Origin of the sequence: Rhodococcus sp. ARC_M6, from assembly GCF_022810305.1 — a bacterium.
Lineage (GTDB): Bacteria > Actinomycetota > Actinomycetes > Mycobacteriales > Mycobacteriaceae > Rhodococcus_F.
The window spans coordinates 122844-140796 of sequence record NZ_JALGQH010000009.1 but is presented as its reverse complement, the minus strand read 5'-3'; the positions used below and the strand labels follow the sequence as shown (position 1 = coordinate 140796).

Here is a 17953-nt window from a genome sequence, read left to right as displayed (position 1 = left end):
GTGCCGGATTTCTGACCAGCGAGGAGTGCGATCGTGAATGAGTTGCATGATCGAGTTGTCGGGGCTGTGGAGGACTTCGGTTTAGCGGTAACGGTTCACGACCACGCAAATCTTGATTGTCCGGTGGATTCCCCGAAAGATTTATCGGATGCGCTCGGAATTTCATTGGATCGAATTACCAAGTCAGTGTTATTGAAGCAGCAGTCGAGTAATAAATTTGTTCTTGCAGTGTGTCCGGTCAATAAGAAAATTGATATGAAGGCAATATCGATTCATTGTGAGATGGGCCGGATGGAGGTGGCGGGTCCGGGCGCGTTAACGAAGAACCTCGGGTATCAACGTCTCGGGGTATCACCGCTCGGGCTGCCCAACCATATTTTGGTTGTCATTGACAAATCTCTACTGACTCATCGAACAGTTTTGGTGGGAGGCGGCAACGCTGGTATCGAAGTTGAACTGAACCCCGAGGATCTCGCCCAGGTTTGCGACGCAGAAATCGTGGAGATAGCTGATGGATGAACTGGCGGTGCCGTCCGCACACAGTAATCGCGACCGTGCCGGCGAAGCGAGAAGTCGACGCACGATTCTGGAATCTCCCATCGGCGCCGCACTCGACGGTGGTGGATCATCTTCTCCGGAATCCATACTCGTGGAACCCTTTCCGCTGTCGTCGGCGCAATATGGGGTGTGGTTCGCGCAGCAACTCACCCCGAATGTGCCGCATTGCATCGCCCAATACGTAGAGTTTCACGGCGATCTCGATCTTGACCTGTTCTGCTGGGCAGCCGAGACCGCGGGGCGTGAGGTTCAGTGGGCATTTCTCCGATTGGTGGAAGTTGCCGGAGAGCCGTACCAAGTTGTCGACTCCTCGCTCGAAGGGAAAATGGGATTCATCGATTTGCGCGCCGAAACCGATCCGATGGCAGCTGCAAAAGCCTGGATGCGTGCGGACTATATGCGCGAGATAAACCTGACGCGCGACCGCTTGATTGCCTCGTCGATATTGCAAGTCGGTGACGCTCACTACCTGTGGTACGGCCGCGCTCACCACGTAGTGCTGGACGCCTACGCGGCAATGACGATGGTCAACCGCATCGCCGCGATGTATTCGGCAGCAGTTGAGGGGCATGAAACCGGGCCCAATCCGGCAGCCGATCTACGAACATTGTACGAACTCGATTGTCGCTATCGTGAGTCGAACCGATTCGAGTCGGACCGCGCGTATTGGGCCGAGCGACTCGACGGACGAGTCGAGGGCGTGAGTCTGGCCAACCGATATGCGACTCCCGTCGCTACCGACACGCTGGTGACGACGTCGTTGTCGGAGGAAACTGTTGCGCGACTGGTGGATTCGGACAAGCGCGGAAGTGGAACGTCCACGGCGACGATTATCGCCGGATTCGCGTGCTACCTGTCGCGGATGACGGGACGGACCGACGTCCGGGTGGATGTACCGGTTTCAGGACGTACCACCGCCGTGCTCCGCCGCTCGGGTGGCATGTTGGTAAATATCGCACCGTTGCGAATTGACGTTCGCCCGGGAGATACAACCGGTGAACTGGTTGAGCGCGTGCATCTCGAACTGGTCGGTGCATTGCGGCACCAGCGCAGCAACCTCCACGAAATCCTGCGCGACATGGGCGTCGGCGCAACGTCACAGAGCACTGCGGCGCCGATGGTCAATGTGATGCTCTTTCCCCAGGAGATCAATTTCGGTCCACTGACCGGAGAATTTCATGTCTTGACCTCCGGGCCGGTGGAGGACTTGCTGGTCAATGTCTACCAAAGTGGAACGCCGGCAAAGACTTTTGTCGAGTTTCGGGGAAATCCCGGTCGCTACCGGGATGACGAACTGCGGCCACACCACGACGGATTTCTCGGTCTGATCGAGGAATTTGTCGCAGCCGCACCGGACGCGCCGATAACAACCATTCATCCGAGCAGTGCAGTGGAAGGTGAGCGTCGACTGGAGGCGGCCCGGCAGTTGGACTACTGGCGGCGCACTCTGTCCGGACTGCGTGGCCTGCTGGAGTTGCCGATGGATCGGCGACGTCCGAATCGGCGGACGCGAAGGTTGGGTAGCGTGCGCGCCGATCTCGGCGAGAAGCTGCTTGGCGATGTTAAAGCCTTTGCTGCTGAATATGATTCAAGCATTTTTGCGATAACGTATGCCGGGTTGGCGGTGCTGCTTGCCAGGCTGAGCGGGACCGAAGATATTGCGGTCGGTATTCCAGTCTCCGACGAGGCGGAAAATGCCGCCGACGCTGTGGTGATGAGGACACTCGTCGATCCGGACCTTTCGTTCACGGATCTGGTGGAGCAGGTAAAGCTGTGCGGACGAGGTGCATTCAGCCAGACACAGGTGTCCTTCGGACAGGTAGTGGAGGCGCTGGGAATTGATCGATCGTCGGCGTATTCGCCGCTTGTCCAGGTGGTCCTCGGATGCGACGTACCAGTCCCCACCGGAGTACCGGGCGTAGAGGTGACAGCCCCCGACGGCTGGGACCGAGCCGAAGCCTGTGACCTGCAGGTTGTCGTGAAGGGGAAGTCCGGGGCCTCGGGTCGGGTGCCGAACCTGTCCGTGGATCTGACGTACGCCACAGACCTGTTCGATTCAGCGACGATGCAGGGATTCGCAGATCGTCTCGTGCACATTCTTGCGCAAGGAACCGAGGATCCGTCGGTACGGATCGGCGACATCACGATGCTCCTACAGCAGGAGCGTGAGCAATTGACGCCGGTGAGCGGCGCGGCACCGATGCCTTCACTGACGTTGCCGGAATTGTTGGCGGCGGCCGTCGAGTTGGACCCCGCCGCTGTTGCGCTGGTGTCCGGTGATCGAGTACTGACGTACCAAGAGCTTGATCGACGGTCTAGTCGTTTGGCACACGCGTTGATTCGTCGAGGTGTCGGTCCGGAGTCATGCGTCGCGGTGGGGATGCGGCGGTCGATCGAGTCGGTTGTGTGCGTGTGGGGGATCACGAAGACCGGTGCTGCATTTGTTCCGGTTGATCCGGGGTATCCGTCGGCTCGGCTCGAACACATGCTGACCGATTCGAGCGCAGTCCTCGGGCTGACAGTCTCGGATGCCCTCGAAGAGTTGCCTCGGACCGTGCCGTGGATGGTGTTGGATGACGATGCCGTCGAAGCGGCGGTGGCGGGATCAATCGCCACGCCGGTGACCGACCGCGAACGGACGGCGCCTCTGAAACTCGATCATCCGGCGTACGTGATCTACACGTCGGGGTCTACGGGTGCACCCAAGGGAGTGGTGGTGCCGCACCGGGGGTTGGCTGATCTCATTGCCGAACAGCACGAACGATTCGAGACTGATTCCGGTGCAAGGGTATTACATTTTGCGTCCCCGAGTTTCGACGCGTCGGTGTTCGAAATGGTGTGGGCATTCGGGTCGGGTGCGCAATTGGTGATCGCGCCTCCGACGATATTCGGCGGCACCGACCTTGCGGAACTACTTGATCGTGGCCACGTGACCCATGCCGTACTGACACCGTCGGCGTTGACGTCGGTTGATCCGGCGGGGTGCGAATCGTTGCGGTGCCTCGTGGTGGCAGGCGAGGCGTGTTCACCGGACTTGGCCTTGCGATGGGCGCCGGGACGGGCGATGTTCGACGCTTACGGCCCGACGGAGTCGACGATCATGGCGAATGTCGGGGCCATGGATGTATCGGGGGAGCCGGTCACGATCGGTGGCCCGATTCGGGGCTTCCACGAAGTGGTGCTCGATTCGCGCCTTCGCCCGGTGCCGATCAGAGTTGCCGGGGAGTTGTATCTGGCGGGTCCGGGTCTGGCGCGTGGTTACCGGAATCAATCGGGTCGCTCGGCTGCCCGATTCGTGGCTGATCCGTTCGGTGTGCCGGGACATCGCCTGTACCGCACCGGAGATGTGGTGCGGTGGCGTCACGATCGGGCGGGAAGTCTGACTCTCGAATATGTCGGCCGAACCGACTTCCAGGTCAAAGTTCGAGGTTTCAGGATCGAGCTCGGTGAGATCGATTCGGTTCTGACCGAACATCCGCATGTCGGTTTTGCGGTGACACGCAGTCGCGCCGGACCTGCCGGAGACCCAGTCCTGGTGTCCTATGTCCTTCCGTGTGACAGCGAGGGCATCGACGTCGCCGAGCTGAGAACCCATGCCCGTTCGCTACTGCCGGAATACATGGTGCCCGCAGCGATTTCGGTGCTGAACGAACTTCCGCTGACCCCGGTAGGCAAGCTTGACGGCAGTGCCCTGCCCGAACCGGATTTCGGAGCTGCCAGCACAGAGTTCCGGTCGCCGCGAACCATGACGGAGGAATCTGTCGCCGGCATTTTCGCCGAGATGCTTGCCGCCGATCAGCTCGGCATCGATACAAACTTTTTCGACCTGGGCGGCAATTCCTTGATCGCAACCAAAGTGGTGGCGCGGATCAACTCGGCACTGGACGTGAACATCGGTGTGCGGGATCTGTTCGACGCGCCCACCGTCGCGGAGCTTGCGGCCCGAATCGAGTGCGCTGGACAACCGTCGGCCAGCCCGGCACTGACTGCGGGAGTGCGCCCCGACAGGGTTCCGGTGTCCCTCGCTCAACAGCGCCTGTGGCTTGTCAATCAGTTGGACACCTCGTCCTGCGCGTACAACGTTCCCATCGCGCTGCGGTTGACAGGCGAGTTGGATGCGGACGCCTTGCGAGCTGCGCTTGCCGATGTTGTCGACCTCCACGAGACGCTCCGGACGGTGTACCCGGAGTCCCCCCAGGGACCGCTCCAGGTCGTTGTGCCGACAGATCAGGTGGTTGCCGAACTCCTTCCGGTGACAGTGCCGGACGGGGCGTCACTGCCTGAGCAGATTGCCGACCTTGCGGGCGAAGGCTTCGATGTGACCGATGAAGTCCCGGTGCGGACGGTGTTGTTCCGTATCGACCGTTGCCAGCACGTCCTTGTGATGGTGGTCCATCACATCGCGGCCGACGGCTCGTCGATGGCGCCGCTGGCGCGGGACGTGGTGGCCGCGTACACCGCGCGCCTACACGGGCGAGCGCCCGACTGGGGGCCGACCTCCGTGAGCTATGCCGACTACACCCTGTGGCAGCGCAGCATTCTCGGTAGCGAGTCCGATCCTGATTCCCTGGCCGCGGCGGAGCTGACGTACTGGCGGCAAACGCTGACAGGAATGGCCGAGTCGACGCCGTTCCCGACAGATCGACCGCGCCCGACCTGGCGGTCAGGGAGAGGAAGTAGCGTGCAGTTCGATATCGACGCGAGCTTGCATCGCCGACTGGGAATATTTGCGCGCGAACATGATTCGACGATGTTCATTACCATGCATGCGGCGCTGGCTGTATTGCTGAACAGGCTGAGCGGGAGTTCCGACATCGCGGTGGGTACCCCGATTGCCGGACGCGGGGAGGCTTCGCTCGACGAGATGGTGGGCATGTTCGTCAATACCGTGGTGCTTCGGACGCACATCGAGTCAGGCTATTCGTTCGAGGATCTACTACAGCAGGTGCGGGAGTGCGATCTGGGTGCCTTCGCCCATGCCCGGATTCCGTTCGAGCGAGTGTTGGAATCCGTCGATCACGTGCGGTCGACGGCGATTTCTCCGCTCTTTCAGGTGATGGTGGAGTTGCGGAACACCGAGCCTCCCAACCTGGTCTTGCCTGATCTGGAGGTGGAGGTTGTCGATGTTGACCTTGACGTCGCGAGGTACGACCTGCATCTGAGTCTCACCGAGAAGTTCGATTCCGACGACGGTACTCCCGCCGGGATATCAGCTTCTTTCATCTTTGCCGTCGACATTCTCGACGCGGACACAGTTCACAGTTTCGCGGACAGATTCGCCCGCATCCTCGCGGAGGTCATGACTGCGCCGTGGTTGCGGATTGCGGATATCGGATTGCTCTCCGCGGAGGAAGTGCTGGAACTGACGGCAGTGTCGGGTGATTCGGCTGTTCCCGGAGCGTTGTTGCCGGAGTTGCTGACTGCGGGCGCCGCGAACCGGTCGGTGATCGCGGTGGTGTGTGGGGAGCAGCGGTGCACGTACGGGGACCTCGATGAGCAGTCGAATCGGTTGGCGCGGTTGTTGATCAGGCAGGGGATCGGTCCGGAGTCGGGTGTCGCGGTGGCGCTCGGGCGGTCGGTCGAGTCGGTATCGGCGGTGTGGGCGGTGGCTAAGTCGGGGGCATCGTTTGTGCCGGTGGATCCTCTCTATCCGGCCGCCCGGATCCAGCACATGCTGACTGATTCGTCTGTCACGGTGGGGATTACGCTCTCGGAGTGGCGTGATAGCTTGCCAGGTTCGGTGCGGTGGATCGTACTTGACGAACCAGTTGCGGAGGGTGCGCTGCTGCGGGAGTCTGTGTTACCGATCAGTGACGCGGAGCGGACAGCTGAACTCGACATCGATCACGCCGCCTACATCATTTACACGTCGGGGTCGACGGGTGCGCCGAAGGGCGTGGTGTTAACGCATCGCGGGTTGGCGAATCTGGTGGCGGAGCAGTGTTCTCGGTTCGGATTGGGTCCGGATTCCCGAGTATTGCATGCTGCGTCCCCGAGTTTCGATGCTGCCGTCTTGGAACAGTTGTGGGCGTTTTCATCGGGTGGGCGGCTGGTGATCGCGCCGCAGTCGGTCTACGGCGGCGGTGAGCTGGCGGAAATTTTGTTGCGAGAGAAGGTGACTCACGCGGCGCTGACGCCGGCGTTGTTGGGGACGGTTGATCCGGCCGGGCTCGAGGATCTCGGGACGGTTGTGGTGGGCGGCGAGGCCTGCCCGCCAGAGCTGGTGACACGGTGGGCGCCGGGGCGCCGAATGTTCAACACCTATGGCCCCGCGGAAGCGACAATTCAGTCGAATGCCACTGTGCCGATGGCAGCTGGTGAGGCGGTAACTGTCGGTAGGCCGATCTGCGGTTTCGCGGAGAAGGTCCTCGATGCGCGGTTGCGGCCGGTACCCATCGGAGTTGTGGGGGAGTTGTATCTGGCTGGTCCGGGGCTGGCGCGTGGCTACCGTAATCGGAGGGGTTTGACTGCGTCGCGGTTTGTCGCCGATCCGTTCACGCGTTCCGGCCTGCGGATGTACCGGACCGGCGATGTGGTGCGCTGGCTGCGGCTTCCGGACGGGAGCGTGACCATTGATTATCTCGGTCGTTCGGATCTTCAGGTGAAGGTTCGTGGTGTCCGTATCGAGTTGGGGGAGATCGAATCGGCTCTGTCAGCTTGTCCGGGCGTGGCCCGGGCGGTGGCCGCGGTCCGTCGTGACGCGGGTAGAGGTGACCGATTGATCGGGTATGTGGTGCCTGAGCCCGGCGTCGACCTGGACGTTCGTGCGGTGCTCGGTGGCGTGGGCGAGAGATTGCCTCCGCACATGGTGCCCGCGACCGTGGTGGTGCTCGAGTCTCTGCCCCTCACCTCGAACGGAAAGCTTGATCGTGACGGGCTTCCGGCGCCGGACTTCGCCTCCGGCAGAAGCACATTCAGAGCGCCGGTCACCGAGGTGGAGATCGTTCTGGCGGGATTGTTCGAGGAGGTGCTCGGAGTCGCCGAAGTGGGCGTAGAGGATTCGTTCTTCTCCCTCGGCGGAGACAGCATCATGTCGATCCAGTTGGTCTCGCGGGCAAAGCAGGCCGGAGTGCAGTTTTCACCGCGGGACGTCTTCGAGCGCAAGTCGGTGGCCGGTTTGGCGGAGATTGCTGTCGTCGGTGAGGGAGCCGCGGCGTTGGAGGAGTTTTCCGGTGGCGGAGTTGGAGAAGTTCCGTTGACGCCCATCATGCACTGGCTGCTCGAACGAGGTGGGTCAGGGTTCGAGCGCTTCTCGCAGGCGGTGATGCTGGGCCTACCCGTGGGGATCGACCGGCCGACGTTATCCGGCGTCGTCCAGGCGGTCCTTGATCGGCACGACATGCTGCGGGCGCGCCTGTCCCGACATTCCGATGTGAGCTGGTCGTGGGAGGTGTTGCCGGCCGGAATGATTCGAGCCGACGCTGTTATCCACACAGTGCCGATTGAGGGGAGCACTGGGTTCCGGGAGTTGGCTGCGGCAGAGTTGAATGCCGCAGCGGATCGGCTGGATCCGGACTCTGGGATCCTCGTGCAGGTGGTCTGGTTTGCCCCGGTCGAGACGCGCGATCCGGGGCGAGTGCTGATAGTGGTGCATCATTCGGCGGTTGACGGGGTGTCGTGGCGGGTGCTGGTTCCGGATCTGGCGACCGCGTGGGCGCAGATCGACGCTGGCCAGGATCCCGACCTAGCCCCGGTTGGAACGTCGATGCGCAGATGGGCCCATGGATTGGTTGATGCTGCCCAGGAGCCGGAGCGGATGGCGGAACTCGACTTGTGGCAGAGGATGGCCCTAGTGGACGACCCGGTGATGGGGTCCAGACCACTGAACCACGTTGTTGACGTGAACTCGACCGTGGAGAGTATCTGCGTGGAGCTCCCCACCGACGTCACGCAGGCGTTGTTGACCACAGTTCCCGAGGCATTCCATGGCGGTGTGGGCGACGGGCTGCTGGCCGCGCTGGCAACGGCGGTGACGACGTGGCGGCGCGATAACGGAGTGAACCTCGATGATGTTCTGATCAGTCTCGAAGGGCACGGACGTGAGGAAAGCGTCGTCCCGGGATCTGATCTGACTCGCACGGTTGGTTGGTTCTCCACGAGTTTCCCGATGCGACTTGATCTTTCCGGCGCCGACCTCGAGGAAGTGCGCGTTGGTGGCCCGGCGGCGGGAGCGTTGGTCAAGTCCGTCAAGGAACAGCTTCGTGCGGTTCCCGACCACGGGATCGGGTACGGCTTGCTGCGGTATCTCTGCGAGACCACCGGATCGGCTCTGCGAGACTTTCCGGCACCGCACATCGCTTTCAACTATCTCGGACGTGTGGCGACCGAGCTTCCCGAGGGCGTCCCAGTGGCCGGATGGATGCCGGTCGACGATGGGGGCGATCTCAGTGGTGCCCAGAATCCGGACATGCCGGTGTCCGCGGTGCTCGATATCAACGCCCTGACCGTCGGCAGTCCGAGCGCGCCGCGATTGCGCGCGACGTGGTCGTTCCCCAGCGGGGTGCTGACTGCGGCCGAGGTCGACGAACTGGCCGCGTCGTGGTGCGAGGTGTTGACGGCATTGACCAAGCACGCCCGTACCGACGGGGCCGGGGGACACACTCCGTCGGACTTCGATCTTGTCTCCCTCGGTCAGGCCGAGATTGAAGATCTCGAGGAACGGTACCCGGCATTGAGCGATGTCTGGCCGCTCTCGCCGTTGCAGACCGGGTTGCTGTTTCATGCAGTGGTGTCCGAGGAGTCGGTCGACGCCTATGTTGTGCAATTGGTCGTCGAACTGCGCGGGCACGTCGACCCGGAGCGTTTGCGCCGCGCCGCGCAGATGTTGCTCGATCGGCATGCAAACCTGCGGACCGCGTTTGTTCCGGATGCAGAGGGTGGGCCGGTGCAGGTGGTCCGCAGCGACGCGTCGGCGCCGTGGAAGGAGATCGACCTGTCCGGCCGCGGCGACGACTCACGGGGTTGTGAGTGGGATCAGCTGATAGCAGCAGACTGGGCGGCGGGGTTCGATACTGCCCGTGCCCCACTGCTGCGCTGGATGCTGGTCACCACTGGACCAGCCAGCTACCGGCTGATACTGACTAACCATCACCTGCTGCTCGACGGCTGGTCGACACCGCTGCTCTTGCGCGAGCTGTTGTTGCTTTACGCCACGGGAGGCGACACGACGGCGTTGCCGAGGCTCTCCCCGTACCGGGACTATCTGGCGTGGGTCGAGCGGCAGGACGTTGAACGGTCTCTCGGGGAATGGATGCGGTTACTCGGCGACGTCGACGGACCGACGTTGGTTGCTCCGCTCGAACCGGGGCGTCGATTTACCGAATCACGTGACGTGCGAGGTGAATTGACCGACGAACAGACGAGTGCGGTGACGGACTTTGCGCGGGCCCGCGGAAATACCCTCAACACCGTGGTCGAGATGGCCTGGGCGATTATCCTGGGCGCGTTGACGTCCCGGGATGACGTGACGTTCGGTGCGACGGTTTCCGGGAGGCCTCCTCAGATCGTGGGCATCGAATCGATGATCGGTCTGCTTGTCAACACACTTCCGGTGCGCGTGCGGCTGGACCCCAACGAAACTCTCGGCGGACTTCTCGACCGGATCCAGGCGGAGCAGGCGGTGTTGCTCGACCATCACTACGTTGGTCTCGCCGATATCCAACGGGTAGCCGGGCCGGGAGCAGTCTTCGACACGATGACAGTGTTCGAGTCCTATCCGGTCGATCACGCAGGACTCACTGCCGATACCGATATCGCCGGGATGCAGGTAATCGACGTGAGCGGCACAGACGCCGCCCACTACCCGATCAGTGTGATTGCGCACGTAGATACGAAACTGAATCTCAGAATCAAGTACCTCCCCGAACTCTTCGACCACGACGCGATAACGGAGATCCTCGAGCGGGTCCTGCGTGTCATCGAAACCGTCGTCGCCGACGCGGATTTGCCACTGGCCAAGTTGGATCTGCTGTCTCCCGACGAATTCGGTGAGTTGTCATCGGTGTCGGGTGGTCCCGCGGCTCGTGGCCGTGTCTTGCCGGAGTTGTTGGCTGCCGGCGCTGAAAACCGGTCGGCGACCGCAGTGGCGTGTGGGGATCGACGGTGGACTTACGGGGAGCTCGACGAACAATCGAACAGGTTGGCACGGTTGCTGATCGGTCGTGGTGTCGGGCCGGAGTCGAGTGTGGCGGTGGCGATGGCGCGCTCGTTCGAGTCGGTTGTGGCGGTGTGGGCGGTGACAAAGTCGGGAGCGTCATTTGTGCCGGTCGATCCGTTGTATCCGGCGGCCCGAATCGAGCATATTGTGTCGGATTCTGCTGTGGCGGTTGGAATTACGTTGTCGGAGTGGCGCGATCGGTTGCCCGATTCGGTCCGCTGGCTCGAGCTCGACGATGCGACGGTCGGGGTCGAGTTGACAGGATTGGCAGCAGATCCGGTGACCGACGAGGACAGAAGCGTGGCACTGGCACTCGATCATCCGGCGTACGTGATTTACACGTCCGGGTCGACCGGGGTGCCGAAGGGTGTGGTGATTACTCATCGTGGTGTGGCGAATCTGGTGGGGGAGCAGTGTTCTCGGTTCGGGTTGGGTCCGGATGCGCGGGTGTTGCATGTTGCGTCGCCGAGTTTCGACGCTGCGGTGTTCGAGCAGATGATGGCGTTCGGTGCGGGGGCGAGATTGGTGATCGCCCCGCCGTTCCTGTACGGCGGCGGCGAGTTGGCGCAGTTGCTCGATGACGAGGGTGTGACTCATGCGGTACTCACGCCGACGGCGTTGGCCTCGATCGACACCACTGCGATCGATGCAGCGTCGCTGCAATGTCTGATGGTGGCGGGAGAAGCGTGCCCGCCGGAGTTGGCGGCGCGATGGTCGCGGGATCGCGTGATGTTCAACCTGTACGGGCCGACCGAGGCGACCATCTGGTCGAATGCCGGTCCGCCGTTGGTTGCAGATGACCCGGTGACGGTCGGTGGCCCGATACGCGGCTTCGATGAATGCGTGCTCGATTGCAGGTTGCGTCCGGTGCCCGTCGGAATGGTCGGTGAGCTGTATTTGGCCGGACCGGCGCTGGCGCGCGGATACCGCCGGCGGGTGGGGCTGACGGCGTCGAGGTTTGTGGCAGATCCGTTTGCCGGTTCCGGTCGCCGGATGTACCGAACCGGTGATTTGGTGCGGTGGCTTCGACGCTCGGATGGGAGCCTGAATCTCGACTACGTCGGTCGGTCCGATGATCAGGTGAAGGTTCGTGGATTCCGGATCGAACTGGGTGAGGTCGAATCGGCTCTGATGAACTGCCCGGGCGTGTCTCGGGCAGTGGCCACCGTCGACAGCGACGGGCCTTCCGGTGACCGGTTGATCGGGTACGTCGTGGCGGAGTCGGGGGTAGCCGTCGACCCTCGGGCAGTACTCGCGTTTGCCGGAGAACAGTTGGCCCCACACATGGTGCCCGCTGCCGTAATGCTCCTCGATTCTCTTCCTGTGACACCGAACGGCAAGCTCGATCGCGCTGCGTTGCCGACGCCGGACTTCGGTACCGGGCGGAGCGAATTCCACGCGCCCAGAACTGAGATGGAAAAGGTGCTGGCGGGATTGTTCGAGGAGGTGCTCGGACTCGAATCGGTGGGTGTGGATGATTCGTTCTTCGCGCTCGGCGGCGACAGCATCATGTCGATCCAATTGGCGGCGCGAGCAAAGCGGACCGGCGTGGTGTTCTCGCCGCGGGATGTTTTCAACCGCAAGTCGGTTGCAGGGTTGGCGCAGGTTGCTGTCGTCGGCGACGACGTGGAGGCGTTATTGGAGGAGTTTGCCGGCGGCGGCGTCGGGACGATTCCGTTGACGCCGATTTTGTCCTGGCTGCTCGAACGAGGTGAAGCGGGCTTCGGCCGCTTCTCGCAGGCCGTGATGCTGGGGCTGCCGGACCATATCGATGCGGACGGTCTGGGGCACACAATCCAAGTATTGCTCGACCACCACGACATGCTGAGAGCGCGGTTGCGGCGGAATGAGGCGCGGGGCAGGGACTGGACGTGGGAAGCATTGCCGGAAGCAATGATTCAGGCCAAGGACATCATCACTCGGGTGTCGTTGGACGTGCCGCTGGGAGGCTCGCAGTTCCACGAATTGGCGTCGCGAGAGTTGGACGCCGCAGCGGAGCGGTTGAATCCCGCTGACGGGATTGTGATGCAGGTGGTGTGGTTCGATCCTGCTGAAGAGGCAGGGCGCGGCCGAGTGTTGATTGTGATTCACCATTCGGTGGTCGACGGGGTGTCCTGGCGGGTGCTGGTGCCGGATCTGGCGACCGCGTGGGCGCAGCTCGCTGCCGGGGTGCAGCCGGAGCTTGCGCCGGTGGGAACCTCGATGCGCCGGTGGGCGCACGGACTGGTCGAGGTGGCCCAGCGTCCGGAGCGGATTGCCGAACTCGATATCTGGCGAGCGATGGCGGTGGACGATCCGATGATCGGGTCTCGGCCACTGGATCTCGCGATCGATGTGGCGGCCACCTCCGAGACCGTCGAGGTCAATGTGCCCGCAGACGTCACCGAATCCTTGTTGACCACTGTCCCGGAGGTATTTCACGGCGGCGTGGGTGACGGACTGGTGGCCACCTTGGCGTTGGCGGTGACGAAGTGGCGGCGTGATCGCGGAGCGGATCTCGAGGACGTAGTGATCGGTCTCGAAGGGCACGGACGTGAGGAAGGCGTCGTCCCGGGTTCGGACTTGACGCGCACCGTCGGCTGGTTTTCCACGACTTTCCCGATGCACCTGGATCTTTCCGGTATCGATCTGGACGACGCCTACGCCGGCGGCCGGGCGTTGGCGACGCTGGTCAAGTCGGTCAAGGAGCAGCTTCTCGCGATTCCCGACCATGGGATCGGGTACGGCCTGCTGCGGTATCTCAATGACGACACCGGATCGGTGTTGCGGAACCTGCCGGTACCGCAAATCGCCTTCAACTATCTCGGTAGGGTCACCACAGGAATTCCAGCAAACGGGAGTGACAGCGGCTGGGTACCCGTCGACGATGCGGGCAACCTTTCGGGTGCACAGAATCCGGATATGCCGGTACCGACGGTGCTCGACATCAACTCCCTCACCATCGACGACGGCGTTCGGCCGACACTGCGGGCGGTCTGGTCCTTCCCGCGCGGGGTGCTCACCGCTGAGGAAGTTGGCGTACCGGCTCGGTTGTGGCTCGAAGCCCTTTCCTTGCTGGCAACCTATGCCGCGCGACCGGGCGCGGGCGGACATACGCCGACGGACCTGAGCCTGGTCACGCTCGGGCAGGCTGAAATCGAACGCCTCGAGAAGCGGTATCCGGCGCTGAGCGACGTCTGGCCGCTGTCTCCTCTGCAGAAGGGGTTGCTGTTCCACGCCTTGGCTTCCAATACAGCCTTGGCTTCCGATGCAGCGTTAGCATCCGAAGCCTCGGTGGACGCCTACCTGGTGCAGTTGGTCGTCGAGTTGCGTGGGCACGTCGATCCGGCGCGGTTGCGCCGAGTCGGTCAGTTGCTGCTCGACCGTCATCCGAACTTGCGCACTGCATTTGTTCCAAACACCGACGCCGGCCCGGTGCAGGTGGTCGAGGACAACGTCGAGGCACCATGGTCGGAGATCGACCTGTCCGGATTCGGCGACGAAGCGCGAGGTTCGGAATGGGATCAACTGATGTCCGCCGACCGGGCGACGCGGTTCGATCCGGCTCACGCCCCGCTACTGCGCTGGACGCTGGTCACCATCGGGCCGGATCACTATCGGCTTGTCCTGACCAATCATCACCTGCTGATCGACGGTTGGTCGACGCCGTTATTGCTGCGAGAGTTGTTGGTACTCTACGGAACCGACGGGGACCCTGCGATGCTACCGAGGGTCCGTCCCTATCGGGACTATCTGGCCTGGATCGCCGAGCAGGATACGACGGCGTCTCTCGACGCTTGGGCTCGAGCTTTCGACGGGCTTGACGATCCGACCTTGGTGGCGCCGGCTGATCCTGGCCGTCGATATTCCGAATCAAAGGATGTTGCCGGCGAATTGACCGAGGAGCAGACCGCGGCCTTGGCCGGTCTTGCGCGGGCCCGGGGAGTCACCCTCAATACGGTGATCCAGACGGTCTGGGCGATTATCTTGGGCGAGTTGACTTCTCGGGACGACGTGACGTTCGGTGCCACCGTTTCGGGTCGGCCCCCACAGCTCGAGGGCATCGAATCGATGATCGGACTGTTTGTCAACACACTGCCGGTACGGGTCCGTCTCGACACCACCGAGACTCTGGGGCAATTCCTCGACCGGGTTCAGGCGGAGCAGGCCGCGTTGCTCGATCACCACTACGTGAGTCTGGCTGACATTCAGCGTGTCGCCGGGCCGGGAGCAGTCTTCGACACGATGACGGTGTTCGAGTCCTACCCGATCGACCGGGGAGGTCTCACCGAAGACACCGATATCGCGGGCATGCATGTGGTCGGTGTGAGCGGCGCGGATGCTTCGCACTACCCGATCGGCCTCGTTGCGGACGTCGATACGACATTGCACCTGAGAATCAAATTCCTGCCCGAGATCTTCGACCACGACGCGATGGAGGAGACCCTGCAGCGGGTTCTTCGTGTCCTCGACGCCGTCGTCGCAGACCCGGATCTGCCCCTGGCGCAACTGGATCTGCTGTCCCCGGACGAATATCGCGAGTTGACGTCGGTGCAGGGTGGTCCGGCTGTGCCGGGGCGGGTATTGCCGGAGTTGTTGGCGGACGGGGCCGAGAACGGATCCGCGATCGCGGTGGTGTTCGGGGATCGGCAGTGGGCGTACGGCGAGCTCGACGATCAGTCGAATCGTTTGGCGCGGTTGCTGATCAGTCGCGGTGTCGGTCCGGAGTCGTCTGTTGCGGTGGCATTGCCTCGGTCGTTCGGTGAGGTCGTTGCGGCGATAGCGGTCACGAAGTCGGGGGCGGCGTTTGTGCCGGTGGATCCGTTGTATCCGAGCGTCCGAGTTGAGTACATGCTGAACGATTCTGATGTGGCACTCGGTATTACGAATTCGGAGTGGCGGGATGGGTTGCCGGGGTCGGTCGAGTGGTTGGTTGTCGACGATCCGGTAATGGAAAGGGAGTTGTTGTCGGCGTCGGCTCTACCGGTTGACGATGTGGACCGCACGGCAAACCTGGACATTGATCATGCGGCCTACGTGATCTATACGTCGGGCTCGACGGGGGTGCCGAAGGGTGTCGTGGTCTCTCATCGGGGTTTGGCAAATCTGGTGGCCGAGCAGTGTTCTCGGTTCGCGCTGGGCCCAAATTCTCGGGTGTTGCACGCTGCCTCGCCGAGTTTTGACGCTGCCGTCCTGGAACAATTGTGGGCGTTTGCGTCGGGTGGTCGGTTGGTGATTGTGCCGCCCACGGTTTACGGCGGGAATGAGTTGGCGGAGATCTTGTTGCGGGAGAAAGTGACTCATGCTGCGTTGACACCGTCATTGCTGGGGACGGTGGATCCAGCGGGGCTCGAGGACTTGAGGACAGTGGTAGTCGGGGGTGAGACGTGTCCGCCGGAGTTGGTGGAGCGGTGGGCGCCGGGACGCCGGATGTTCAATACCTACGGCCCCGCCGAGGCGACAATCCAGACTGACGCCGGCGAGCCGTTGGCCGCGGGCGAGAAGGTGACAATCGGTGACCCGACGTGTGGGGTTGGCGAGGTTGTTCTCGACGGCAGATTGCGGCCGGTTCCCGTCGGAGTGCCGGGGGAGCTGTACGTGGAGGGACCGTGTTTGGCACGTGGATACCGCAATCGGGTGGGGTTGACGGCGTCGAGGTTTGTCGCTGATCCCTTTGGCAGTTCGGGTCGACGAATGTATCGGACGGGCGATGTTGTCCGGTGGTTGCGGAGCCCGGGTCATGGTTTGGCGCTGGACTATGTCGGTCGTTCCGACCTACAGGTGAAGATTCGTGGTTCTCGTATCGAGCTTGGTGAGGTCGAGTCGGCACTCTCGGCGTGCGAGGGCGTGACCAGGGCTGTGGCCGCGGTTCGCAGCGATGGGAGGGGTGGCGATCGATTGATCGGCTACGTGACTCCTCGGCCCGGCGTGGTCCTGGACTCGATGGAGGTGCTTTCGTTCGTGGGCGAGCGGTTGGCTCCGCAGATGCTGCCGGCGACGGTCGTGGTGCTTGATGCATTGCCGCTCACGGTCAACGGAAAGATCGATCGCGCTGCGTTGCCTTCACCGGACTTCGATGCGGGCCGGGCAGAGTTCCGGGAACCGAGCGAGGGTACCGAAACTGCTGTGGCAGCCGCGTTCGCCGCCGAACTCGGGACATCGCGAGTTGGAGCGGACGACAACTTCTTTGCCCTCGGCGGGAACTCGTTGATGGCGGCGAGTGTCGCGGCGCGGCTGCATGAATCGATTTCCGTCGATGTGCCGGTCCAGTGGATATTGACGCATTCGACGCCTGAGTCTCTGGCTCACCGCATCGCAATACGCGGAACTGAGCCGGCTGACGCCGATTCCGCACTTGCGGTACTGCTTCCGTTGCGTGCCAACGGGAACCGAAATCCACTCTTCTGTATTCACCCGGCAATCGGGCTGGCCTGGTGTTTCAGCGGATTGGTGCACTACGTCGACAACGACCGACCGATCTACGGAATCCAATCACCGGCACTGACCGATCCCGATCTGCACTACAACTCGCTCGAGGAACTTGCCGAACGCTACGTCCGTGAAATCAGGTCCCTACAGCCCCACGGGCCCTATCACCTGCTCGGTTATTCGGTGGGGGGTCAGATTGCGCATGCGATGGCGGTTCAGCTCGTTCGCGAGGGTGACGACGTAGCGACACTCGCCATGATGGACAGTCGCTTGATGGACGGGACCGGCCCCGTTGCCGAAACGCCCACGATCGCACGACTGGTCGCCGAGTTCGGTGCCCTGGATACTTTCGAAGCCGATGAAGAAGTGGCGGCGGAACAGGCCGCGGAGTTGTTGCGTCACAAGGGTGGACTGTTTGCATCACTGACGTCGGCTCATCTCGAGACGTTGTACCGACAGTACTGCGATCTCGTGGATGGGGCTCTCGCGCACCAGCCGTCGTTGCTGGATATCTCTGAGCTTCTTTTCTTCAGTGCAACAACAGATTCCGGTGAGGAGCAAGGTTTTGACACCGAGTCCGGCGCAGCGAGGTGGAAGGACCGCATCACCGGTGATGTACTCGAGTATCGAGTTCCCACCAGACATGAGCAGATGACGAGTCCTCAGGGCCTGGCTACCTTGGGTCCGCTTCTCAATCGCCATTTGAACTCGGTCGATCGGGACGATCAGCAGTAAATTCACACAACTACCCGTTGCCCTTGTAGGTACCCGGTAGGTCCTCACTCCGTTTACCGGGTCGTGCGACCATACAAATGCTGTATGTGGTGCGTT

2 protein-coding genes are annotated in these 17953 nt (G+C 62.4%); both read left to right on the top strand.

The annotated features are described in order from the left end of the window. Window positions 1–33: 33 nt before the first annotated feature. Window positions 34–519, top strand: coding sequence for a YbaK/EbsC family protein (locus MTX36_RS12760; protein WP_243620103.1), 486 nt, complete (start codon window positions 34–36; stop codon window positions 517–519). Next, window positions 512–17857: a non-ribosomal peptide synthetase gene (locus MTX36_RS12755; protein ID WP_243620102.1), complete on the top strand. Its 17346-nt coding sequence runs from the start codon at window positions 512–514 to the stop codon at window positions 17855–17857. Before MTX36_RS12760 ends, MTX36_RS12755 begins: the two co-directional genes overlap by 8 nt. Window positions 17858–17953: the final 96 nt, after the last annotated feature.

What these genes read in the sequence shown, in the direction of transcription:
- MTX36_RS12755 (WP_243620102.1), top strand. Translation starts at nt 512, where the DNA reads ATGGATGAACTGGCGGTGCCGTCCGCACACAGTAATCGCGACCGTGCC.